The sequence below is a fragment of the Cupriavidus sp. 2SB genome, from assembly GCF_005503625.1.
In the GTDB taxonomy this organism is placed as follows: Bacteria; Pseudomonadota; Gammaproteobacteria; order Burkholderiales; family Burkholderiaceae; genus Cupriavidus.
Genome location: NZ_SCMX01000038.1, coordinates 28,079 through 51,417, shown reverse-complemented (window position 1 = coordinate 51,417; position 23,339 = coordinate 28,079). Strand labels below are relative to the sequence as shown.

Below are 23,339 nucleotides of genomic sequence, written 5' to 3'. Positions count from 1 at the left end.
ATGAAAATTCATACCGTACTGAGCGCCCTGCTCACCTACCCGGACGAATCGCTGCTCGACAGCCTCGACGAGATCGAGCAGTGCCTGGCCGAGTGGCCGCAGGCCCGCACGTTGCTGGCCCCGCTCACCGACCTGTTGCGCAGCACGTCGCTGATTTCGCTGCAGGAAAACTACGTGGCCACCTTCGACCGCAATCCGTCCCACTCGCTGCACCTGTTCGAGCATGTGCATGGCGAGAGCCGCGATCGCGGCCAGGCAATGGTGGACCTGTTGGAGGAATACCGACGCGAAGGCTTCGACCTCGTCACATCCGAATTGCCTGACTACGTACCGCTGTTCCTGGAGTTCCTGGGCGTACTCGCGCTGGATGGACGAGAGGCACACGCCGAGCAGTTGCTAGGCGACGCCATCCACGTGCTCGCTGCAATCGGTGATCGGCTGGCGCGCAACGACAGCCCATATGCGAGCGTGTTTGCAGTGCTGCGCACGCTGACCGATGTTCAACCACAGCCGCAGGAAGATCCGCCCGTGCGGGATATGGACGAGGCCATGGAGATGTTTGGGCCGGGGGCGGATGGTGTGGAGCCGCTGCTTGGCCCCGGCTCGGGTTCGCTCCCCTCTCCCTCGTGCGGGAGAGGGGTTGGAGGAGAGGGAAAGCATGTCGCCACTATCCAGTTCCTCGCAAAGCCACCGCCGGCCCTCTCCCCCGCCCCTCTCCCGCACGCGGGAGAGGGGAGAAAACAATCGGAACTCGCCTCTCAATCGTAAAACCAGAGAAGAAACATCATGAACCTGGTCAACCAATTCCTCTTCGGCGTCTATCCGTATATCGCCGCTGCCATTTTCCTGTTCGGCAGCCTCGCGCGGTTCGAGCGCGAGCAGTACACATGGAAGTCCGACAGTTCGCAGGTGCTGTATCGCGGCAACCTGCGCGTCGGAAACATCCTGTTCCACGTCGGCATCATCGGGCTGTTCTTCGGCCACCTCGGCGGGTTGCTCACGCCCGTGGCGGTCTGGGATGCGCTCGGTGTCTCGCACAGCCTCAAGCAAGCCGTGGCAATGACAGCCGGTGGCGTGATGGGCACGATGTGCCTGGCCGGATTGCTGATCCTGCTGCACCGCCGGCTTACCAATGCCCGCGTATCCGCTGTCACGCGCACGGGCGACAAGGTCCTGCTGCTGTGGCTGCTGGTGACGCTGCTGCTGGGGCTCTCGACGATCTTCGCCTCGGCCAGCCATATGGACGGCCACATGATGTTGCAGTTGATGACCTGGGCCCAGCATATCGTCACGCTGCGCGCCGATGCCGCAAGCTACATTGCCGATGCCCCGCTGGTCTTCAAGGCTCATCTGTTCATGGGGATCTCGCTGTTCGCGATCTTTCCGTTCACCAGGCTTGTGCATGTGTGGAGCGGCTTTGCGTCCGTGGCCTACCTTGGCCGCGCGTGGCAGCTGGTGCGAAGTCGATAGCTCATGCACACGATCGAACGACTCCTGAAGGGTTTCGAGCGTTTCCAGCAGCATTACTTCGAGGACGCGCCAGCGCTGTTCGATTCCCTCCGCAGCGGCCAGCATCCTCAGACACTTCTGATCGGCTGCAGTGATTCGCGCGTCGATCCCGGCCTGCTGCTGGGCTGCGATCCGGGCGACCTGTTCACCGTGCGCAATGTAGCCAACCTCGTGCCGCCCTGCCACGAGACGGAGGCCGGGCGGCTGCATGGCGTGTCCGCCGCCATCCAGTTCGCTGTGGAACAACTCCGCGTAGAGCGCATCATCGTCATGGGGCACGGCGGCTGCGGCGGCATTCGCGCACTGCTGGCGCGGCCCGATCCCGAAGAGGCCGGCAGGATCGATGCCGGTCAGGACTTCATCGGTCCCTGGGTGCGCATCGCCTCCCCGGCGCGGCGCATGGTCGAGCAGTCGCTTTCCCACGCAACGGCGGAACAGCGCCAGCGCGCCTGCGAGCAGGCCGCTATCCTGGTTTCGCTCGGCAACCTCGAATCGTTTCCGTTTGTACGCGAAGCGTGCGGGCGCGGTGCGCTGACGCTGCACGGCTGGTACTTCGACCTGCAGGCTGGCGCGCTGCTCGCGTACTCGGCGCGTGCCGACAGCTTCCTGCCGCTGGTGTGCCCCTTACGCCGGACGTCACCCGTTTGCGGGTGATGCCCGGGACACGATCCAGATGCGTCATGGCAGAAATCGCTCCGGTTTGCGTTGGATTAAGGTCCAAGCCCGTTTGCCGTGACACGCTCCACCCATTCCGCCCTGCCGCCAGCATGGTGCCTGCACCGGCGAGCAAACCGGTGGGGAGACAAGGCGGCCACAAGGGCGGCCGTCGAACAATCCCTACCGGAACGGACTCATGAATCAACATTGGCTGAAACTTGCCGGGCGCAATCTGGTGCCCATTGTCCAGGGCGGCATGGGCGTTGGTATTTCCGCCCATCGCCTGGCGGGTACCGTGGCTGCCCACAACGGCATGGGCACGATTGCCAGCATTGACCTCCGCCATCACCATCCGGACCTGATGGCTCAACTGCACAAAACCCGCGACAAGACGCAGATCGAAGCCGCCAACCGCATCGCGCTGGACCGCGAAATCGTCGCGGCCCGCCAACTCGCCAATGGGCGCGGCGCCATTGCGGTCAATGTGATGAAGGCAATCGGCTCGCATGCCCAGATGGTCAGGCAAGCCTGCGAAAGCGGCGCCGATGCCATCGTCATGGGGGCTGGCCTGCCGCTGGACCTGCCAGAAATGGCTGCGGACCATCCCAGAGTTGCACTGATTCCGATCCTCTCCGAAAGCCGCGGCATCGGTCTGGTGCTGCGTCGGTGGATGAAGAAAGGACGCCTGCCCGACGCCATCGTCATCGAGCATCCCGCCCATGCTGGCGGCCATCTCGGCGCAGCCACGATCCAGGACCTCGGCGATGACCGCTTTTCGTTCTCGCGCGTGCTGCGCGAGTGCCGCGAGCTGTTCCAGACGCTAGGACTGGCCTGGGAGAGCATTCCCCTGATCCTGGCCGGTGGCATCAATACGCACGAAAAGGCCAAGCATTGGATCAGCGAAGGTGCCTCGGCTGTGCAACTGGGCACAGCGTTCGCCGTCACCGAGGAATGCGACGCGCATCCAGCGTTCAAGCAGGTGTTGGCCACCGCCACACCGGACGCGCTCCAGGAGTTCACCAGTGTCGCCGGTTTGCCGGCCCGTGCGGTGCTGACGCCATGGCTGGCCCGCTACCTCGCCAGCGAAACCCGTCTGCAACGCCGCGCCAAGGCACGCGATTGCCTTGAAGGCTTCGATTGCCTGCAGAACTGCGGGCTGCGCGACGGCATCGCCAAGATCGGCCAGTTCTGCATCGACCTCAAGCTGGCGCAGGCCGTACGCGGCGATGTCGAGCGCGGCCTGTTCTTCCGCGGCAAAGGCAAGCTGCCCTTCGGCGAGGCGATCCGGCCCGTGGCCGACCTGATGCACTACCTGATGACGGGCGAAAAACCAAAGGATCTGGAGGTTCCCGTCGCTCCCGCCGCGCTCGCGGCCTAGTCACTCGATGCTGGTGTCTGGCAGGCGTGGCGGCAACCCACCCTGCCGGCGCATCGCAAGCATGCAGCGCATAGCGCCGAGCAACTGCATGCCAAGCCAGGCACAGGCCAGCGCAAAAAGTACCCCTCCCACCCGCGCCATCGGACCTGGGGCGACCGGCAATGCGAGCAACGCGCCGTAGGCCGCCAGCATCAACCCCGCCTGTCGCCGCTGCCGCGCCGGCGAGATGATTTCCTGCATCACCGGCACCCGCGCGCGCAGCGGCAGCAGCCGTCGCAGATGCAGCCAGACCAGGAATGGCACGATCTTGCCGAGCATCGCCGTGATTGGCAGCACACCCCCTCCCACCATTGCCAACACGCCGATCCACCATGCCGTGGCGGCCGGCATATCGCCCGGCCATAGCAGGATCAGAAAGGTAAGTATCGCGGCCAGCAGCATGCTGGCGATGGCGACGATCCAGAGCAACCAGTGTTGATCGTGCCGTCGTCGGGCACGGAGTACTGCAATGAGCATGGATGTCGCCAGCACCCCCACCAGCGCGAGCCACACCAGCAAGGCCCCGACAGCCCAGAACCCTGACGGGTTGACCGCCAGCGCCACGCTGAACACGGCCAGCGGCAGCCAGTGCAGCCATGGCAAGGCCCCGGCGACACGGCGATGCAGGCGCCGCGCCTGCCAGAACATCGGCAGCACTTTTGCCGACACTCCCGAAACCAGGGCCCCCAGCCAACCGCCGAGTCCCCATGCCACGTGCAGCGGCAGAATCTTGTCGAGCGGCAGCGTCCACATCCCACCGAGCATTCCGGCCAATGCCATGCCGGCTGCGACGGTCACCAGCAACGGCACACCGATACCCGCCAGCGTGCGCGTGGTCGCATCGACCCGTTCGACCCGGCGACCGGCTGCAAGCAGCAAACCCGCTACCAGAGCCAGAAACAATGCGGCCACCGCCGCCCAGCGAAGCCCCTGCGGGCCAAGACCAAGAAACCCGACCGCGAGCCCGCAGGCAACCGTGGCGCCGCACAGTGCAACAAATGGCGAGGCAAAGCGGCTACCCGATACGGACACTCGCGCCACCACGGGCATCATCTGAAATAGCGCTCCGACCATCACCGGCAGCAGCATCCCGAGCGCCAGCGCATGAACGGCAGCGAGCGCCAAAGGCGCGAATCGGTCCGGCAGGCCATCGACGGGTCCGATCGCCAACAACAGTCCCGCCAAGGCACCCAACCATGGCGCCGGCATCAGGCAACCGAACACCACCGCCGGTCGGGGTGCCTGCGCGTAATCGAGATCTACCGCCTTCATTGTTCTCCTCGCCTGCCTTCGCGACGTGATACACCCTCGAAATTTTGGGACGTCCCCCCTATAACGCCGTCGTCGCAACCTGCCATTTTCTTGATCTAGCGCAGAAGTATTGAGGCAGCAGGAGCGGAAAATCGACAACCAGGTTGCGCCCGCCCCCTTCGATTTGCGCCAACCCGGCCCCATGCCAGAATCAGAACCCCGCCACTTCCCGCACGAGACTTCCCGCCCTGATGGCAGCCCCCACATTGGCGGGCAGCCGCCCCTGCCAGACACCGCCCATGTATCCGAGACGGTTCGCCTGACGCCGCCGCGCTATCGGTTGTCTACACGCATCATCCTGCTGTCGCTGGCATCCCTGCTGGTCGTGCTGACAATGATTTCGGGGACCCTGTATCTATCCTGGAAACTGGAAGGCGCCGGTGCGGCCATCAATGATGCCGGCAGCCTCCGGATGCGCGCCAACCGCATCGCCATCGAACTATCGCTCGCGGTCGCCGATGAGCCCAACGCGCTGGCCACCGAGATCCAGGCGATGGACCACACGCTCGCGCAGCTACGCCAGGGCAATCCGGCACGACCGCTGGTCCTCCCCAATGAACCCGCCATGCGGGCACAACTCCGCGCCGTACAGGCCGACTGGGAGCGCCACCTCAAACCACTGGCCGTGGCGGGCACCCCTTCCCAATACATCCACGCACTACCCGCCTTCGTGGATCGCGCGAACAAGCTAGTCGGACTGATCGAGCAGAATAGCGCCCGCAAGACAGACCTGCTGCGCCTCTCCCAGGTGATTCTGGCGGCCATCGCCTGCGTGGGCACCGTGGCTGTGATTTACCTGCTCTACCTGTGGATCATCCTTCCGGTACTGCGACTACAGGATGGCTTGCGGCGCATGGCCGCACGCGAGTTCTCGCTGCGGCTGCCCATCGAAACCCGTGACGAGTTCGGCACGCTGAATGCCGGCTTCAACCGGATGGCGGCCGAACTGCAAAGCCTCTACCAGGATCTGGCCGCACGTGTCTCGACCAAGACCGCCGAGTTGGCACGCCAGAATCGCGATCTCGAAACGCTATATGACATGGCGGCATTCCTGAACCAGGCAGGCGACGAACAGGCGCTTGCCAACGGATTCCTGGAGCGCGTCACGCAACGATTCAATGCCGACGGCGGTACCGTGCGCATCGTCGACGCACGCCAGGGCAAGCTTCATCGCGTGGCGTCCACCGGACTGTCCGCAGAACTGGCCGACAGTTCGCACTGTGCCGAGATCGAAGCGTGCCACTGCGGTTTTGCCACGCAGGTCGGCAGCATCGCCATTGCCGATCTGCGCCATACGGCGCCTCGCCACAAGATTGCCGATACGCTGTCCCCATGCCGCCGCGAAGGTTTCCTGTCGATGGCAGCCTTCCGGCTCGACACGCTGCGCGGTCCGGTCGGCACCTTCACACTCCATTTCCGCACGCCGCGCGAATTGCCGCCGTCGGATAGACAACTGCTCGAAACCATGGCTCAGCATTTGGCCACCGCACTGGAACATGTGCGGCTGTCCGCCAGCGCACGTCAATTGGCCGTGGTGGAAGAACGCAATCTTGTGGCGCAGGGGCTGCACGACAGCATTGCGCAAGGCCTGAACTTTCTGAACCTCCAGGTCCAGTTGCTCGATGATGCCGTGGAACGCGCCGAACATGACGAAGTGCGCGAGATTGTCCCGCTGCTGCGCCACGGCGTGGAAGAGAGTTACCAGGACGTACGCGAGTTACTGAACAACTTCCGCTCGCGATTGACCACGGGCGACATGCGTCCGGCCATCGAGGAAACCGTGGCCCGCTTCCGGCGTCAGTGCCGCACCGAGGCCACGTTGAAGATCGACGACCATGGCCTGCCGCTTCAGCCGGAACAGCAGTTGCAAATACTGTTCATCCTGCAAGAAGCGCTGTCGAACGTTCGCAAGCATGCGATGGCGGAGCACGTCACCATCTCCATCGAACATGGCCGCGCGTTCCGGCTTGTGGTGCAGGACGAGGGTGACGGCTTCGATGCCGCGCGGCTCGACGTAAGCGACACCTCCCACGTCGGCCTGCACATCATGAGAGAGCGCGCGGCGCGGCTCGGTGCCGAGTTGACCATCGACGCCCGCCCCGGGTTGGGCGTGCGCATCGCCCTCACGCTACCGCACGCGGCCGACGCGGCGCCATCCCCCACCTTCACCCCGTTCATTCCCTTGCGCCGACTCCAGGAGCCTGCCTCATGACTATCCGCATCCTGCTGATCGACGACCACACGCTGTTCCGCTCTGGCATCCGTGCCCTGCTGCAGCGGCAGGCCGATTTCGAGATCGTCGACGAAGCTGCCGACGGCGTGGAAGGGATCAAGCGCGCCAAGCAGCACCGGCCGGATGTGATCCTGCTCGATCTGAACATGCCGGGTCTCTCGGGACTCGACGCGTTGCAGTTAATGGTGGAAGACCTCCCGGACAGCGCAGTCATCATGCTGACTGTTTCGGAGGAAGCCGAAGAGTTGGCTACGGCGCTGCGAAGCGGTGCGCGCGGCTACCTGCTCAAGAATATCGAAACCGAGGCGCTGACCAGCGCGATCCGCCGCGCGGCGGCAGGCGAACCGGTGATTTCCGAAGCGATGACGGCCAAGCTGGTGCAGCAGTTTCGCGCGCCGAGTCCGCCTGCTGCCGCGCCGCGCGCCGCCGACGCGCCATCACTGACCGCGCGGGAGCGCGATATCGTGCAAGGGCTGGTACGCGGGGAGATCAACAAGGAAATCGCGCGGGATCTGGGCGTGGCCGAGAGCACGGTCAAGATTCACGTGCAGAACATTCTCAAGAAGCTCAACCTCGCCAGCCGCGTGCAAGTAGCGGTCTATGCGGTCGAACATGGCATCGCTGCCACCTGACCGCATTGGCGCATGGTTCGACCGCCGGGGCGATCAGTAGTCCGATCGCTTGACGCCCTGCTCCGTGCCGAGCAGCAACACATTGGCGCCACGCAGCGCGAACAGGCCCACCGTCACCACACCGGGCAACTGGTTGATGCGCTGTTCCAGTGCACGCGGGTCTTCGATCTTGAGGCCGGACACATCGAGGATCACATTGCCGTTGTCGGTCTTGTAGATGCCGCCTTCCTTCGTCATGCGCAGCTTCGGCTGACCACCGAGGACGGCCATCTGGCGCGCCACGGCTGCACGTGCCATCGGGATCACCTCGACCGGCAGCGGGAAGTTGCCCATGACCGGCACGAGCTTGCTGCCATCGGCGATGCAAACAAATCGGTCTGCCACCGAGGCCACGATCTTCTCGCGCGTCAGCGCACCGCCACCACCTTTGATCATCGCGCCCGAGGCATCGATCTCGTCGGCACCGTCCACGTAGACGGGAATGCTGTCGACTTCGTTGAGATCGAGCACCGTGAAACCGTGCTGCTGCAGGCGGCGCGTGGAGGCTTCCGAGCTCGACACAGCACCCGAGAAGCGCTCCTTGAATGCCGCCACGGCGTCGATGAAGAGATTGGCGGTGGAGCCGGTGCCCACGCCAAGCACCGCGCCCTCGGGCACTTCCTGCTTCACATAGTCGGCGGCGGCTTGCGCGACTTGCGCCTTGAGTTCATCCTGCGTCATGAAAACAGCCTGCGTCTGGGGGAAAACGCGTAGTGTAGCGGATCGACGTGGCTGGTTCCTGTTTGCCGCGCCAGATATTGCCCCGTTACGCCTCGCCGTTACAATGCCTCATTCCCGGGCGGATTCCCCGCCCCACTCTTCCAGACGGACACAGATCATGACCGCGCTCGAACAGCTGAAACAGATCACAACGGTGGTTGCCGATACCGGCGACTTCCAACTGATGAAGCAGTACACGCCCCAGGATGCGACCACGAACCCCTCGCTGATCCTGAAGGCCGTGCAGAAGCCCGAATACCGTCCGCTGCTGGAGCAGGCCACGCGCGACCATCACGGCAGCGCGGGGCTCGAAGCCGTGATGGACCAGTTGCTCATCGCCTTCGGCTGCGAAATCCTGGCCATCGTGCCGGGCCGCGTGTCCACCGAGGTCGATGCCCGCCTGTCGTTCGACACCCAGGCCACCGTCGACAAGGCACGCCACCTGATCGGCCTGTACGAGCAACGCGGCATCGCCCGCGAACGCGTCCTCATCAAGATCGCCTCGACCTGGGAAGGCATCAAGGCTGCCGAAATCCTCCAGCGCGACAACATCCGCTGCAACATGACGCTGCTGTTCTCGCTGGTGCAGGCCGTAGCCTGCGCCGAAGCTGGCGCGCAACTGATCTCCCCGTTCGTCGGCCGTATCCTCGACTGGTACAAGAAGCAGGCCGGCGACAAATGGGACGCCGAAGCCAACGCCGGCGACAATGATCCCGGCGTCCGCTCGGTGCGCCAGATCTACGACTACTACAAGAAGTTCGGCTACGCGACCGAAGTGATGGGCGCCAGCTTCCGCGGCACCGGACAGGTCCTGTCATTGGCCGGCAGCGACCTGCTGACGATCAGCCCCGACTTGCTGGAGCAACTCGCTGCCAGCAACGCCACCGTCGAGCGCAAGCTCTCCGTCGAACAAGCGCAAGCCGGCAACATCGCCCGCATCGCTGCCGACGAAGCCGCCTTCCGCTGGCAACTCAACGAAGATGCCATGGCCACTGAAAAGCTGGCGGAAGGCATCCGATTATTTGCGGCGGATGCGGTGAAGCTGGAGAAGCTGGTGGGGGAAATGGCGGGCTGATTTGCCCCGAAGACTAGCAACTACTGCTGGTGTGCTCCCCTCTCCCATGCAATGGGAGAGGGGTTGGGGGAGAGGGCCGGAGATTCTGCTTGCCGACCACATCGCAACTTGAACCGCTTGCCCTCTCCCCCGCCCCTCTCCCGCTCGCGGGAGAGGGGCGAAAACAGAGAGGCCAGGTCAAATAACTAAGACCACAACGCCGGCAAACACTCCCCTGCCGCCGCTGCCAAGACCACATCTGCCGTCTCATCCAGCGCGGAAGGCTGCGGGTTGACCACAATCACCTTGGCACCATGCTCACGGGCCAGCCCCGGGAGTGCTGCCGCCGGATACACCAGCCCCGACGTTCCCACCACCAGACAGAGGTCGCAGTTTTGCGCCGCATGATCGGCACGGAAGCGGGCGACGCGCGGCAAATCCTCGCCGAACCAGACCACACCAGGACGCATCATCGCGCCACACAGCGCGCAGTGTGGCGGGTCACCCGGGATCGGAGGCACCGTATCGCAGCGGCCACAGGTATCGAGCCATTTGTTGGCGAAGAGATTGCCGTGGAGTTCCACGACGTGTTCGCTGCCGGCCTGCTGATGCAAGCCGTCGATGTTCTGCGTGACGAGCGTGATCGATTTCGATTTGTCACCGGCGAGCGCCGCCAGCGCATAGTGCGCCGGGTTCGGCTTTGCGGCCGATACCAGTTCGCGGCGATGTTGATACCACTGCCAGACCAGCGCAGGCTGGCGCCGGTAGGCTTCCTCGGTCGCCAGTTCCTCGGGATCGAAGCGCGCCCAGAGTCCGGTCAGGGCATCGCGAAACGTGGGAACACCTGACTCGGCGGAGATACCTGCGCCGGTCAGGACGAAGATGTTCCGCGCGTCGGCAATCCACGCGCGAGCCTGCGCCAGCAGGGCGGCGTCGACGATCATGTCAGCGTGGCAGGCGACGCTGGCGAACGGCTTCGTACAGGCACACGCCGCTGGCCACCGAGACGTTCAGGCTTTCCACGCCACCCGCCATCGGGAGCGATACCAGGTCGTCGCAGGTTTCGCGCGTCAGGCGGCGCATACCTTCGCCCTCCGCACCCATCACGATGGCCGTCGGACCCTTGAAATCCACGTCGTACAGCGACTTCTCCGTGCCATCGGCCGTCCCGATCACCCAAATGCCGCGTTCCTGCAATTCGCGCAGCGTGCGCGCCAGGTTCGTTACAGTGATGTAGGGCACGGTTTCCGCGGCACCGCTAGCCACCTTGGCGACGGTCGCGTTCAAACCAACGCTACGATCCTTCGGCGCGATCACGGCATGGGCACCGGCACCATCGGCCACGCGCAGACATGCGCCCAGGTTATGCGGATCAGTCACACCATCGAGAATCAGCAGCAGCGGCGTGCCTTCGATGCCATCGAGCAGTTCGTCGAGGTTGAGTGCGAGCGACACATCTTCGGCACGCGCCACCACGCCCTGGTGGCGATCGGTACCAGCCATGCCACGCAGGCGGTCGCTATCAACGGGATGAAGCGTGACGTTAAGACTCTCCGCCAGGCGGATGAAGTCCTGCATGCGTCGGTCCTTGCGGTTCGCTTCGATATAGATGTCGGACACACTCTGCGCGCTCTGGCGCAGGCGTGCTTGCACGGCATGAAAGCCGATCAGGAGTTTGTGTTTAGCCATGGCGCGCATTGTACTCGCCATGGCCTCACTCAAACTGGCTTTTGGGCGACCGGAGTGGTCGCCCGCCATGTCACCGCTTGCGCGGTGTGCGGCTGGTCTTGCTGGCCGTCTTGGCCGGATGCTTGGCAGTCGCCTTGCGGGCGGTCTTCAAATGGCCGGGCTTCGGCTTGGCTGCCCGCTTGGCAGGTTTGCCGGCCGGCGCCTTCGCCGGTGCGCGTCCGTGAGATGTATGACCGACATGCGCATCGCGCGGCTTCAGCGGCGTGATCACGGCTTCAAACACAGGCTGCTCTTCGATCACTCGGTCGAGCGTTTCGTCGAACGACTCTTCCGGCTTGGAAGTACCGCCCAACAAGGCCGCCAGCTGACGCCCCTTCTTGCGCGCCGGCACGGCATGCGCCGCGGGCACGCGCGGCGGCTCCGAGACACCGGCACGGCCACGCAATGTCTTGGCCGATGGCTCCTGCACCAGGCGGAAGTCGATCTTGCGCGCATCGAGGTCCACGCGCGACACCTGCACGCGCACCCGATCCGTCAAACGGTAGCGAATGCCAGTCCGCTCGCCGCGAAGTTCGTTGCGCGCCTCGTCGTACTGGAAGTAATCGCTGCCCAGTTCCGTCACGTGTACCAGCCCTTCCACATACAGCTCGTCGAGCTGGACGAAGATGCCGAACGATGTGACCGCGCTGACCGTACCGGCATAGTCGCTGCCGAGCTTGTCGCGCATGAAGTAGCACTTCAGCCAAGCTTCCACATCGCGCGATGCCTCGTCGGCACGGCGCTCGTTAGCCGAGCAGTGCAGGCCGAGTTCGTCCCAGATGGCTTCGTTGCGCTTGGCACGCGCGGCGGCGTTCGCGGCGCGCTTCTCAGCGTCGGCGGCCTGCATGCGGCGAGCCTTCGGCGAGATCTGCGTATTGAACTCGGTGCCCGGGCCAAAGGCCGGTTGGTACTTCGTATGCGCAAGAATCGCCTTGATCGAACGATGCACGAGCAAGTCCGGATAGCGCCGGATCGGACTCGTGAAGTGCGCATAGGCTTCATATGCCAAGCCGAAGTGGCCAATGTTGTCCGGGCTGTAGACCGCCTGCTGCATCGAGCGCAGCAGCATGGTCTGCAGCATCGGCGCGTCGGGACGGGACTTGATCTTGTCCATCACCTCGGCGTAATCCGATGCCTGCGGCTTGTCTCCGCCACCCAGCGACAGCCCCGAAGTCTTCAGGAATTCCCGCAGATTCTTGAGTTTCTCTTCACTCGGGCCCGCGTGGATACGGTATAGCGCAGGATGCTTGAAGCGTTCGAGGAAGTCGGCTGCGCAGACGTTGGCCGTCAGCATGCACTCTTCGATCAGGCGGTGCGCATCGTTGCGCGTGCGCGGCAGAATCTGCTCGATCTTGCCCTGCGCATTGCAGACGATATAGGTCTCGGTGGTGTCGAAATCGATGGCACCGCGTTCGCGGCGAGCCTTCAGCAAAACCTGGAACAGTTCGTACAGGTTCTGCAGGTGCGGCACAAGATCGGCACGCTTGTGCGCTTCCGTACCCTTGGTGTTCGACAGGATCGACCAGACCTCGTTATAGGTCAGGCGCGCCTTCGAGTGCATGACCGCCGGATAGAACTGGTAGCCCTTGAGCTCGCCCTTGGCCGTGATCACGGCATCGCAGACCATGCAGAGACGATCCACCTCTGGATTCAGCGAGCACAGCCCGTTCGACAGCTTCTCGGGCAGCATCGGAATCACGCGGCGCGGAAAGTACACCGAGGTGGCACGATCCAGTGCGTCGGCGTCCAGCGGCGTGCCCGGACGCACATAGTGCGAAACGTCGGCAATCGCCACGATCAGGCGCCAACCCTTCGCACGTCCGATCTTGACCGGCTCGCAGTAGACCGCATCGTCGAAGTCCCGTGCGTCTTCACCGTCGATCGTGACCAGCGAGACATCACGCAGGTCGATACGATGATCGAGGTCAGCCTGGCGCACCTCGTCGGGCAGCGCCTGCGCTTCCTTGGCCGCACCCGCCGAAAACTCATGCGGCACGCCATACTTGCGCACCGCGATCTCGATCTCCATGCCAGGATCGTCGATATCGCCAAGCACTTCCACCACACGTCCCACGGGCTGCACGTAGCGGTCCGGCCATTCGGTCAGTTCGACGCTGACGATCTGCCCCACTCGCGCCTTGCCCTGGGCCTTGGGCGGAATCAGGATGTCCTGGCTGATGCGCTTGTCCTCTGGCGCCACCACGAGCACACCATTCTCGGACAACAGCCGGCCAATCACGAAGCGGTTGGCCCGGTCCAGGATCTCGACGATCTGGCCTTCCGGACGTCCGCGACGGTCGTAGCCCACCACGCGCACCTGCGCGCGGTCGTTGTGCATGGCCTTCTGCAGTTCACGCTCGGGCAGGAAGATATCGTCGTCGCCGTCGTCGCGGATCAGGAAGCCAAAGCCATCGCGATGGCCCTGCACGCGGCCGGTCACGAAGTTAGGCTGATGGGCCAGCTCGTAGCGGCCCTTGCGATTGAGTTCGATCTGCCCGTCGCGTTCCATTGCGGCCAGACGTTTCTGGAAGCCGTCATGCTCCTTGCGCGTGACGGACAGGGCCTTGGCGATATCGCCTGCCGAAAGGGGCGACCCCGAAGTTCTCAATACGCCCAGGATTTCTTCCCGGCTCGGGATCGGATAGTTGTTTTGATTCAATTTTTCTGGAAACTATTTGACAATCGTTTTGCGGTCGCTATAATGGCCGCTTCGGTTGTTTCGACACCTGCCCAGGTGGCGGAATTGGTAGACGCACTAGGTTCAGGTCCTAGCGGTGGCAACACTGTGGAGGTTCGAGTCCTCTCCTGGGCACCAAGATTTAGCGAGAAACCCGCAACGCACGTTGCGGGTTTTTTGTTTTTGCGTCGCCGAATCTTTCAAATCCTCTCCCCTCGTTGCTTTGTCCATGGCTCATTTCTGAGTTCGAGCCGTGGATGAGTGTATCAGTTTCAGTGTCGATTCCGGCATTATCTCGCCATCTTTGCAAGTTCGATCGCCGAAAATGCAGCATTTCTTCCTCGCAGCCTGTTGCTACACCGCCCGGCCCCGCTGATGGAAAGGTTGACCCATCGCTGATCTGTAACTACCATGGTTTCACATTGAGATTTCCCCATGAGCACCAGTAGCCGGTTTGCCGTCGCCGTCCATATCCTCACGCTGCTTGCACAGGCCGAGGGTCCGGTGCCATCGTCCATGATTGCCGGCAGCGTGGGCACCAACCCCGCGCTGATCCGCCGCATGATCGGAGCGCTGACCGAAGCCGGGTTCGTGAGCACGACAATGGGCAGCACCGGCGGCGCAATGCTGGCGCGCCCGGCGTCGGCCATCACACTGCTGGACGTGTTCCGCGCCACCGAAACCACGGCGCTGATCACGCTGCACCAGAGCGCGCCCAACCCGGCGTGCATGGTCGGCCGCGAGATCACCGGTGCGCTGCAGGTCGTGGCCGACCGTGCGCAAGCCGCGATGGATGCTTCGCTCAAGGAGATCACGATTGCCAGCATGCTCGGCGAAGTCGAACATGCCGCCCGGCGCCGCAAGCGCTGATTTTTTTACCTCGATATGTAACCACATTGATTACATATCATTCGCTACTATGAAGGAGCCATCATCATGAAGATCGCCATTATCGGCGCCACCGGCAACGTGGGCACCCGCCTGACCGACGAAGCGCTGCGTCGCGGCCATACCGTCACTGCCCTCGCCCGCCAGGCTTCAAAGCTTCCTGCACGCGACGGCGTCGTCGCAAAGGATATCGACGTGAGCAATGCCCAGGTCCTGGCCGATGCACTGCGCGGCAGCGATGTCGTCATCAGCACCGTCCGATTCCTGCAAGCCACGGCCTCGCAGATCACCGACGCCGTCAAGGCGGCGGGAGTGAAGCGTTTGCTGGTGGTGGGAGGCGCGGGCAGTCTCTACATCGCGCCGGGCAAGCAACTGGTCGACACCCCGGAATTCCCGGACGCGTACAAGGCCGAAGCCTCGGCCGGTCGTGACTTCCTGAATGCGCTGAAGAAGGAAACGTCGCTTGAGTGGACGTTCCTGTCGCCGTCGGCCCTCTTCACGCCGGGCGAGCGCACCGGCAAGTTCCGACTGGGCAAGGAGGATTTGCTCGCCACCGCGGACGGCAGCTCGATCTCGATGGAGGACTACGCAATGGCCATGCTCGATGAGATCGAGCAGCCAGAACATGTGCGGGAGCGGTTCACCGTAGGGTACTGATACCTCGATCCGTACCTTGGAGCACCCCTCCGCTGCGCGGGCGGAGGGGTGCCGCAGACTCAGGCTGCCGAGTCGTCGTCCAGCAGGCTGGCGCGCTTGCCGCGCTTGAGCCAGGCCGCGAGATTGTGCGGGCGAAGCGTGTCGTATTCCTCGAACGGCTGATGAATCCATGGGTTCGAAGGCAGGAACGTCACGTGGTAGTTGGGCTCAACCTTGGAGCACGCCTTGTACCAAAGCACCGCCGAGCGCACGTCGGTCACTTCAGGATAGCGCTCCTTCAGGTGGCGACCCACTCGCTCCAGCGTCACACCCGAATCGACGAGGTCATCCACCAGCAGGATTCGCCCTTCCAGGTTGCCACGCGTCATCGTGATGTATTGCGCAATGTCGAGCGTGCCCTGCTGCGTGCCGGCAGCTTCGCGGTACGAACTCGTCGCCAGGATAGCTAGCGGCACATCGAAAATACGCGACATCTGATCACCCACGCGCAGACCGCCTCGGGCCAGGCACAGGATCTGATCGAACTTCCAGCCCGATTCATGCACGTTCAGCGCGAGACGCGCGATCAGTCGGTGGTAGTCATCCCACGAGACCCAGAGGTTCTCGTCATCATTGGTTGGCAGGTTCATGGCAATCTTCTGATATCAGCGGCTTCGTTGGCCGATGGATAAAGCATCGGCCCGCATATCGCGGGCCGAATATCTTCAGTGAGGCCGTGGCGCGGGTGGCGCCACGGTCCTGCACACTGCATTGACCGGGGCTTAGGCCACCAGGTACGGATGGCGCAGCAGGATCGTCTCGTCTCGATCCGGACCGGTCGAGATCATGTCGATCGGGATACCGACCACTTCCTCGATGCGCTTCAGGTACACGCGTGCCTGTTCCGGCAGCGCATCCCAGGTCTTCACGCCAAACGTCGACTCGTTCCAGCCCGGGAATTCTTCATAGATCGGCTGGCATGCGGCCACGGCATCCGAGCCACGCGGCAGGATATCGACCCGCTTGCCGTCGAGCTCGTAGCCCACGCACAGCTTGATCGTTTCCAGACCGTCCAGCACGTCGAGCTTGGTCATGCACACGCCAGACACACCATTGATCTGTACCGAACGCTTCAGCGCAGCGGCGTCGAGCCACCCCGTGCGGCGCGGACGGCCCGTAACAGAGCCAAATTCCTTGCCGACATTGGCCAGACGCACACCCACGGCATCCTGACGGGCAGGGTTATCGTGGTCGTACAGTTCGCTCGGGAACGGACCAGCGCCCACGCGGGTGCAGTAAGCCTTGGTGATGCCAAGGATGTAGTTCAGGCGACCCGGACCGACGCCAGCGCCCGCAGCAGCCGCACCGGCCACGCAGTTGCTCGAGGTCACGAACGGGTACGTGCCGTGATCGACGTCGAGCAGCGTGCCTTGCGCGCCTTCGAACATCAGGTTGCCACCTGCTTCATTCACGGCATACAGCTCGGCCGACACATCGGCGATCATCGGCTTCAGGCGCGGCGCATAGGCCAGCATCTCGTCGAGGATCTGCTGGTAGTCCACAGCTTCGGCGCCCAGGTACTGGGTCAACATGAAGTTGTGGAACTCGACGTTCTCGCGCAGGCGTTCGGCGAAATGCTCCGGGTTGAACAGGTCTTGCACGCGCAATGCGCGGCGGGCCACCTTGTCTTCGTAGGCCGGGCCAATGCCACGACCGGTCGTGCCAATCTTGGCAGCACCACGGCGGGCTTCGCGCGCCTTGTCGATGGCAACGTGGTACGGCAGGATCAGCGTGGTGGCTTCGGAGATGCGCAGGCGGTTCTGCACTTGCAGGCCGGCGCTTTCCAGTTCCTCGATCTCACGGAACAGCGCTTCGGGAGACAGGACCACACCGTTACCGATGTAGCAGACGGTACTGGCGCGCATGATGCCCGAGGGGATCAGTCGCAGGATCGTCTTCTTGCCGCCGATAATGAGCGTGTGGCCAGCGTTGTGGCCGCCCTGGAACCGCACCACGCCCTTTGCGTGGTCGGTAAGCCAATCGACGATTTTTCCCTTGCCTTCGTCACCCCACTGGGTTCCGATCACGACGACATTGCGTCCCTGGCTTACTGCGGATGCGGACATGTTGAATTGGTCAGAAGGTTAAAAACGTATTCTACTCTCGTTGCCGGACGGTTCCCGGTTTTCGGGCCCCTCTCGGACAGACGTTTACCGCCCTTCGCGGGCGATAATAGGCCGCCGCGAGCAGCAAACGTCATTTTGAGAGCACGGAAAACAGGCCGGCAGGACATGCCGGCCCGGCGAAAAATCAGCGGGGGACCACCACCCAGGCGTCGCCCTGCCGCTGAAGCTGACGGTCGCAGTTGAACTCATCGAGCTCGTGCGTATGACCCGGCAGCGACTGAATCACGATCTCGCCAGCGGCGCGCAGCGTGGCAATCGTCGACCGCAATGCGGGATCGGCGTCCCACGGCGCAAAGATCGCCAGGGCGCGGACCTCGACTGGCGACAACGCCGCCACCTCACGCAGATCAAGCGAAAAACCGGTAGCCGGCCGGGCACGGCCAAATGCCTCGCCTACCTTGTCGTAGCGGCCGCCACGTGCAACGTAGTTCGGCAGGCCAGACACGTACGCGGTGAACATCACGCCGCTGTGATAGTGATAGCCGCGCAGATCGGAAAGGTCGATGTTGACGCTGGCACCACGGACCTGATTGGCCAGCGCCGCCAGTTCGTCCAACGCACGGCCAATAGCAGCATTGGACGGCAACGTCGCGCGCGCGCGCTCGATGACTTCCACGCCGCCATATAGCGTCGGCAACGCCAGGAGGGCATTGCGCTCGGTGTCTGGCAGTCCCTGCGTCAACTCGCGCAGCGCGGCGACGTCCTTGGTTTCCAGTGCCGCGAACATTGCATCCTCGATTTGGCGCACCGACGGCAACGCCGAGAGCAGCGCTTCGAGAATGCCAGCGTGGCAAAGGTCCAGCCGGATATCTGTCAGGCCCGCCACTTGCAGCGCAGCCAGCATCAACTCCTGAATTTCGACGTCAGCTTCCAGGCCCGCATGACCATAAATCTCGGCGCCGATCTGGATCGGCTCGCGCGTGGCATGAAAACCAGCCGGACGTGCGTGCAGGACATTGCCCGCGTAGCAGAGGCGCGTCACGCCAGGGCGATTCAGCAAGTGGGCGTCGATGCGGGCCACCTGCGGCGTGATATCGGCACGCAAGCCCATCGTACGGCCGGACAACTGGTCCACCAACTTCAGCGTGCGCAGATCCAGGTCATGGCCCGTACCGGTCAGCAGCGACTCCAGGTACTCAAGCATCGGGGGCATGACCATCTCGTAGCCGTAGGTACGAAACAGGTCGAGCATCCGGCGGCGCAGCTCTTCGATCTTGCGCGCTTCCGACGGGAGCACGTCGGCAATGTTTTCAGGCAGGAGCCAGCGATTGGACATGGGGTCTCTTATATCAAAAACCTGGCTGGCGAGCTGCACGCCCTCCAGCCGGACAAAACCCCGGACGGACCGGGGTTCTGTCGCATATTGCTTATCCGGGCACTTCCAGCACCCGGGGCGCGATGTACGCGCTACTTCTTGCCGCCGGACGGGGCCGGTGCGGCATTGCCACCCGACGACCGCATGTAGCGGAAGAAGTCGGAATTCGGCTCGAGCACCATGACGTTGCCCTTGTCGCGGAACGTGTTGCGGTAGGCTTCCATGCTGCGCCAGAACTGGGCAAAGTTCGGATCCTTGCCAAACGCATCGGCATAGACCTGCGAAGCCTTGGCATCGCCCTCGCCCTTCACCACCTGCGCGTCGCGATACGCCTCGGCCAGCACCACTTCACGCTGACGGTCGGCATCGGCACGGATTTTCTCACCTTCCGCGGCGCCCGTCGAACGCAGTTCGTTGGCCACGCGCTTGCGCTCGGCCTCCATGCGGCGATAGACAGACTCGCTGATTGCAGGCAACAGGTCCACGCGCTTCAGGCGCACGTCCAGAATCTCGACACCCACAGATTGCGCGTACTCCGCCATCCCGGCGCGGATGTTCTGCATGACCTTGTCACGCTCACCCGCCACGACATCGGTCACGGTGCGCTTGCCGAACTCCTCGCGGGCCACGGCATCGATACGTTGCGTCATGCGATCCTGCGCGCCGCGCACATTTCCACCAAAGGCCACGAAGAACTTGCGCGGATCGGTAATGCGCCACTTGACGAACCAGTCCACCACCATCGACTTCTTTTCGGCGGTCAGGAAACGCTCGTTTGCCGCGACGTCGATCGTCTGGAGGCGGCGATCCATGAAGACCACGTTCTGCAGCGGCGGCGGCAACTTGAAATGCAGGCCAGGCTCACGCACCACCTGCTTGATCTCGCCGAACGCGAAGACCACGGCGTACTGGCGCTGGTCCACGACGAACAGCATCGACGATGCGATGGCCAGCAGGATAAACAGGCCAATGACGAAGGAAATCAGTCGGTTCATGACGGGTCTCCTTAGCGTACGTCGCGGTCGCGGTTACGCATCGCTTCGCGCGAGCGGATATCCGTCGTACCGGCATCCGGTACGGCCGGCGCGTTGGTGCCCGGCGCCGCGGCAGGCGCCGTCGACGATTGCACCTGCGACATCAGCTTGTCCAGCGGCAGGTAGAGCAGATTGTTGCCGCCCTTGGCATCGACAAGGATCTTGTTCGAGTTGCTGTAAATCTGCTGCATGGTTTCCAGATAAATACGGTCGCGCGTGACCTGCGGCGCCTTCGCATACTCGGTCTGCACCGAGCGGAAGCGCGACGCATCACCCTCTGCCTGCGCCACCACGCGGGCACGATAGGCTTCGGACTCTTCCTTCAGGCGTGCCGCCGTCCCCTTGGCGCGCGGCAGGATGTCATTGGCATAGGCTTGCCCTTCGCTGATCGCGCGCTCGCGATCCTGGCTTGCCTTGTTCACATCGTCGAAAGCGGCCTGCACCTGCTCGGGCGGCTGCACGCTCTGGACGTTGACTGAGATCACGCGAATGCCGGTCTTGTACGAAGTCAGGATCGACTGGATGGACTTGGCCAGCCCCTGCGCAATCTGTTCACGGTTCTCGTAGAGCACCGAATCCATGCGGTTGCGGCCCACGATCTCCCGCACCGACGTTTCCGCGGCCTGCGTAACCAGTTCCTCGTCACCGCCACGGTCGGTCTTGTTGAAGAACAGATATTCGCTCGCGTCCTGGATGTCGTACTGGACCGTGAAGCGGACGTCGATGATGTTCTCGTCCTGCGTGAGCATCGACGAGTCCTTCAGGTTGCTGTCCTTGATCGACGTCGAACGCCCGACTTCCACGGAGCGCACCGCCGACAGGTTCACGATCTCGGCCGACTGGATCGGCCACGGCGCGCGCCAGTTGATACCGGGGCCCGTCGAATACTTGAACTTGCCGAACTGCAGGATCACGGCCGTCTGGCCTTCCTGCACCATGAAGAAGCCACTCGCCAGCCAGATGCCAACCACTGCGGCAACGATCACGCCGATGCCAATGTTCGAACCCTTGCCCGGCGGACGCGAGCCGAAGCCATTGCCCTGGCCGCCACCGCCATTGTCCTTGCGGCCAAGCAGGCCGCTCAGGCGACGGTTGAAGTCGCGCCAGAGTTCATCGAGATCGGGCGGGCCGTCCTGCTGCGGACGCTGGTTCTGCTGGCGGCCTTTGTCCTTGTCATCATCATCCTGCCCATCGCGGCCCCAGCGGGGATCATTCAACGAGAAGATGGCGCGCAGGCGAGGCCAGCGCGCAGACCGCGCCGGGCGGCCGGCTGGCACGAGGTGCGAGTCAGGATTCCGAGGGAACAGGGGCATGTAGAGCACGGGTCCGGGAAAGTTTGAACAGGGGGATTCTAGCAGTCATCTCGATCACTTTTGCTCAGAATCCCGCAATCAGGGGCTGATTATCATCGAATTGTCATGCAACGACGGTCAGCGCGGGACGTCAGGCTCCTCGCCACCGTCTTGCCGGGGCTCGTCGGCCACCTCTGCGGCGTCGTCGAAACCATCACCATCCCCAGCCACCGCGCCTCCCGGCACGCTGTCGAGCCGGGGGTCGTATGGGGCAGGATCGGCAGGCCGCGCAGCCAGCCACTGGGCCACTTCGACGATCGATTCACGCAAGGCGTCGAGGCCCATGCCCTCACGCGCGGACAGGAACACGCGCGTCGGTACCCCGTCCTCGTTACGCTCGACGCGCGGCCCCTGCTCCCGCAATTCCGGTGCCGCGTCGATCTTGTTCATGATGACGATCTGCGGAATGTCCGAAGCGTCGATTTCCGCAAGCACGCGGTTGACCTGCTCGATCTGCTCATGACGCACTGGACTTGAGGCGTCCACGACGTGCAGCAGGAGGTCGGCATGCACCGTTTCATCCAGCGTGGCACGGAAGGCCGCCACGAGCTGCGTCGGCAGATCCCGGATGAAACCCACCGTATCGGACAGCACTACATTCCCGAAGCCGTCCAGGAACAGCCTTCGCGACGTGGTATCGAGTGTCGCGAACAGTTGATCCGCTGCATAGGCACGCGCCTTGGTCAGCGCATTGAACAGAGTGGACTTGCCGGCGTTGGTATAACCGACCAGCGAAATGCTGAGTGTATCGTTGCGCGCGCGCGCGCGCCGCTGCGTATGATTCTGGCGCTGCAGGCGGGCCAGATCGGCCTTGAGGCGCTTTGCGCGCGTATCGAGCATCCGGCGATCCAGTTCGAGCTGACGCTCGCCCGGGCCACCGCGCATGCCGATACCACCCTTCTGGCGTTCCAGGTGGCTCCATGCGCGGACCAGGCGCGACGCCTGGTATTGCACCTGGGCAAGCTCCACCTGCACCTTGCCCACGTGGCTCTGCGCTCGCTGCCCAAAGATGTCGAGGATCAAGCCAGTTCGGTCGATCACATGCCGACCCAGGAAGCGCTCCAGATTTCGCTGCTGGGCGGGACTCAATGCGTGGTTGAACACCACGATGTCGGCATCCAGTGCATCCGCTGCTTCCTTGAGTTCCTCTGCTTTGCCCGATCCGATGAAAAGCGCAGGGTCCGGACGCGAGCGCTTGCCCGTCAGCGTGTGAACGGGCATCGAGCCTGCCGTGCTGGTCAGCAGTGCCAGTTCGGAAAGACTCTCCTGGAAATCGTGCTTGCCGAAATCCACGCCGACTAGTACGGCGCGCGACGGCTCGGTGTTGGTAGTAGCTTTGGATTGCAAGCGGGTGGACGCTGGGCGCCGGAAATTACGATTGTTGAGACAACGACTGACCAGACTCGGGCAGAACACAACACCCGGTTGCCATCAGGCACAGGGGCGGTTTCGAATGCTTTCGGGAGTCGGCGGGAGATGATGCAGCCCGGTCACTAACGCTATAGCCAGGGTGGCCAGGACGGGCAGAGAGCAAAGGCGGGAACAGGCAATGCAACGGCCGCATGCGGATGCCGCGGCCGTTCATGCGCGAGAAGAAAAGATCAGTTCTCGGTCGAATCATCCACACGGAAGTTGACGGCACGGGCCGGCACGACAGTGGAAATCGCATGCTTGTAGACCATCTGCGTCACGGTGTTACGCAGCAGGACGACATACTGGTCAAACGACTCGATATTGCCTTGCAGCTTGATGCCATTGACGAGATAGATGGAAACCGGCACGTGCTCTTTGCGCAGCGCGTTAAGGAACGGGTCTTGTAGCAATTGCCCTTTGTTGCTCATGGCACACTCCAAATTTATAGATTTAGTGATGGATCATGGGGACGAAAGTCCCCGGTTCAAGTCAGTTGGCGCAAAAACGCGCCAGAAAAAAGATCAAAACGGTACCAATC

At 63.2% G+C, this 23,339-nt stretch carries 21 protein-coding genes and 1 tRNA gene; 10 read left to right on the top strand and 12 right to left on the bottom strand.

The window, feature by feature from the left end; translation table 11 throughout:
- From narJ to FFS21_RS18270, 4 genes are all read left to right on the top strand, one after another.
- Nucleotides 1–768, top strand: a complete 768-nt coding sequence (gene narJ, locus FFS21_RS18285) for a nitrate reductase molybdenum cofactor assembly chaperone (RefSeq protein WP_137926196.1) — start codon at nucleotides 1–3, stop codon at nucleotides 766–768.
- Between the two features lie 18 nt (nucleotides 769–786).
- Entirely contained in the window at nucleotides 787–1,470 is a 684-nt protein-coding gene (gene narI / locus FFS21_RS18280) for a respiratory nitrate reductase subunit gamma (protein ID WP_137926195.1), read from the top strand.
- 3 nt (nucleotides 1,471–1,473) lie between these two features.
- Nucleotides 1,474–2,163 (top strand): carbonic anhydrase, encoded by a 690-nt coding sequence (locus FFS21_RS18275; protein WP_137926194.1) that lies wholly within the window; start codon nucleotides 1,474–1,476, stop codon nucleotides 2,161–2,163.
- A gap of 199 nt (nucleotides 2,164–2,362) precedes the next feature.
- Nucleotides 2,363–3,544 carry an NAD(P)H-dependent flavin oxidoreductase gene (locus tag FFS21_RS18270; protein WP_137926193.1) on the top strand — a complete coding sequence of 394 codons (1,182 nt, stop codon included), beginning with the start codon at nucleotides 2,363–2,365 and terminating at the stop codon, nucleotides 3,542–3,544.
- On the opposite strand, the gene FFS21_RS18265 is transcribed toward FFS21_RS18270, so the two are convergent.
- On the bottom strand, nucleotides 3,545–4,855 hold the full coding sequence (locus FFS21_RS18265) for a hypothetical protein (protein ID WP_137926192.1): 1,311 nt from the start codon (nucleotides 4,853–4,855) through the stop codon (nucleotides 3,545–3,547).
- A 181-nt stretch (nucleotides 4,856–5,036) separates the two neighbouring features.
- On the opposite strand from FFS21_RS18265, the gene FFS21_RS18260 reads away from it, so the two are divergent.
- Together FFS21_RS18260 and FFS21_RS18255 are read left to right on the top strand one after the other, a co-directional pair.
- Complete coding sequence (locus FFS21_RS18260; RefSeq protein ID WP_137926191.1) at nucleotides 5,037–7,106, top strand: type IV pili methyl-accepting chemotaxis transducer N-terminal domain-containing protein; 2,070 nt, start codon at nucleotides 5,037–5,039, stop codon at nucleotides 7,104–7,106.
- Nucleotides 7,103–7,759 (top strand): response regulator, encoded by a 657-nt coding sequence (locus FFS21_RS18255; RefSeq protein WP_137926190.1) that lies wholly within the window; start codon nucleotides 7,103–7,105, stop codon nucleotides 7,757–7,759. The genes FFS21_RS18260 and FFS21_RS18255 overlap by 4 nt, the downstream gene beginning before the upstream one ends.
- Nucleotides 7,760–7,792: 33 nt before the next feature.
- Here FFS21_RS18255 and rpiA read toward each other — a convergent pair whose 3' ends face one another.
- Nucleotides 7,793–8,479 carry a ribose-5-phosphate isomerase RpiA gene (gene rpiA, locus FFS21_RS18250; RefSeq protein WP_137926189.1) on the bottom strand — a complete coding sequence of 229 codons (687 nt, stop codon included), beginning with the start codon at nucleotides 8,477–8,479 and terminating at the stop codon, nucleotides 7,793–7,795.
- Nucleotides 8,480–8,636: 157 nt separating this feature from the next.
- Here rpiA and tal point away from each other — a divergent pair, with 157 nt between their 5' ends.
- Nucleotides 8,637–9,593 (top strand): transaldolase, encoded by a 957-nt coding sequence (gene tal / locus FFS21_RS18245; protein WP_137926188.1) that lies wholly within the window; start codon nucleotides 8,637–8,639, stop codon nucleotides 9,591–9,593.
- A gap of 185 nt (nucleotides 9,594–9,778) precedes the next feature.
- Here tal and FFS21_RS18240 read toward each other — a convergent pair whose 3' ends face one another.
- The 3 genes from FFS21_RS18240 to rnr all read right to left on the bottom strand — a co-directional run bounded on the left by FFS21_RS18240 (nucleotide 9,779) and on the right by rnr (nucleotide 13,959).
- Nucleotides 9,779–10,516: an SIR2 family NAD-dependent protein deacylase gene (locus FFS21_RS18240; RefSeq protein ID WP_137926187.1), complete on the bottom strand. Its 738-nt coding sequence runs from the start codon at nucleotides 10,514–10,516 to the stop codon at nucleotides 9,779–9,781.
- A 1-nt stretch (nucleotide 10,517) separates the two neighbouring features.
- Nucleotides 10,518–11,261 carry a 23S rRNA (guanosine(2251)-2'-O)-methyltransferase RlmB gene (rlmB, locus tag FFS21_RS18235; protein WP_137926186.1) on the bottom strand — a complete coding sequence of 248 codons (744 nt, stop codon included), beginning with the start codon at nucleotides 11,259–11,261 and terminating at the stop codon, nucleotides 10,518–10,520.
- A 70-nt stretch (nucleotides 11,262–11,331) separates the two neighbouring features.
- On the bottom strand, nucleotides 11,332–13,959 hold the full coding sequence (rnr, locus tag FFS21_RS18230; RefSeq protein ID WP_137926185.1) for a ribonuclease R: 2,628 nt from the start codon (nucleotides 13,957–13,959) through the stop codon (nucleotides 11,332–11,334).
- Nucleotides 13,960–14,028: 69 nt separating this feature from the next.
- Between rnr and FFS21_RS18225 the strand changes: the two genes are divergently transcribed.
- The 3 genes from FFS21_RS18225 to FFS21_RS18215 all read left to right on the top strand — a co-directional run bounded on the left by FFS21_RS18225 (nucleotide 14,029) and on the right by FFS21_RS18215 (nucleotide 15,522).
- Nucleotides 14,029–14,115: transfer RNA gene (locus tag FFS21_RS18225), tRNA-Leu, on the top strand.
- A 297-nt stretch (nucleotides 14,116–14,412) separates the two neighbouring features.
- Entirely contained in the window at nucleotides 14,413–14,847 is a 435-nt protein-coding gene (locus FFS21_RS18220; protein ID WP_137926184.1) for an Rrf2 family transcriptional regulator, read from the top strand.
- A 66-nt stretch (nucleotides 14,848–14,913) separates the two neighbouring features.
- Nucleotides 14,914–15,522, top strand: coding sequence for an NAD(P)-dependent oxidoreductase (locus FFS21_RS18215; protein ID WP_137926183.1), 609 nt, complete (start codon nucleotides 14,914–14,916; stop codon nucleotides 15,520–15,522).
- Between the two features lie 59 nt (nucleotides 15,523–15,581).
- Here FFS21_RS18215 and FFS21_RS18210 read toward each other — a convergent pair whose 3' ends face one another.
- The 7 genes from FFS21_RS18210 to hfq all read right to left on the bottom strand — a co-directional run bounded on the left by FFS21_RS18210 (nucleotide 15,582) and on the right by hfq (nucleotide 23,229).
- On the bottom strand, nucleotides 15,582–16,151 hold the full coding sequence (locus FFS21_RS18210) for a phosphoribosyltransferase (protein WP_137926182.1): 570 nt from the start codon (nucleotides 16,149–16,151) through the stop codon (nucleotides 15,582–15,584).
- A 132-nt stretch (nucleotides 16,152–16,283) separates the two neighbouring features.
- The gene (locus FFS21_RS18205) at nucleotides 16,284–17,627 is read right to left on the bottom strand and encodes an adenylosuccinate synthase (RefSeq protein ID WP_137926181.1); all 1,344 of its coding nucleotides are present in this window, start codon (nucleotides 17,625–17,627) and stop codon (nucleotides 16,284–16,286) included.
- 184 nt (nucleotides 17,628–17,811) lie between these two features.
- Nucleotides 17,812–18,963: an ATP phosphoribosyltransferase regulatory subunit gene (locus FFS21_RS18200; RefSeq protein ID WP_137926180.1), complete on the bottom strand. Its 1,152-nt coding sequence runs from the start codon at nucleotides 18,961–18,963 to the stop codon at nucleotides 17,812–17,814.
- A gap of 131 nt (nucleotides 18,964–19,094) precedes the next feature.
- The gene (hflC, locus tag FFS21_RS18195) at nucleotides 19,095–19,997 is read right to left on the bottom strand and encodes a protease modulator HflC (RefSeq protein WP_137926179.1); all 903 of its coding nucleotides are present in this window, start codon (nucleotides 19,995–19,997) and stop codon (nucleotides 19,095–19,097) included.
- Nucleotides 19,998–20,008: 11 nt separating this feature from the next.
- Nucleotides 20,009–21,349, bottom strand: a complete 1,341-nt coding sequence (gene hflK, locus FFS21_RS18190) for an FtsH protease activity modulator HflK (protein WP_137926178.1) — start codon at nucleotides 21,347–21,349, stop codon at nucleotides 20,009–20,011.
- A gap of 117 nt (nucleotides 21,350–21,466) precedes the next feature.
- On the bottom strand, nucleotides 21,467–22,735 hold the full coding sequence (gene hflX / locus FFS21_RS18185) for a GTPase HflX (RefSeq protein ID WP_237380115.1): 1,269 nt from the start codon (nucleotides 22,733–22,735) through the stop codon (nucleotides 21,467–21,469).
- Between the two features lie 254 nt (nucleotides 22,736–22,989).
- Complete coding sequence (hfq, locus tag FFS21_RS18180; RefSeq protein ID WP_130389837.1) at nucleotides 22,990–23,229, bottom strand: RNA chaperone Hfq; 240 nt, start codon at nucleotides 23,227–23,229, stop codon at nucleotides 22,990–22,992.
- Between the last annotated feature and the right edge of the window lie 110 nt (nucleotides 23,230–23,339).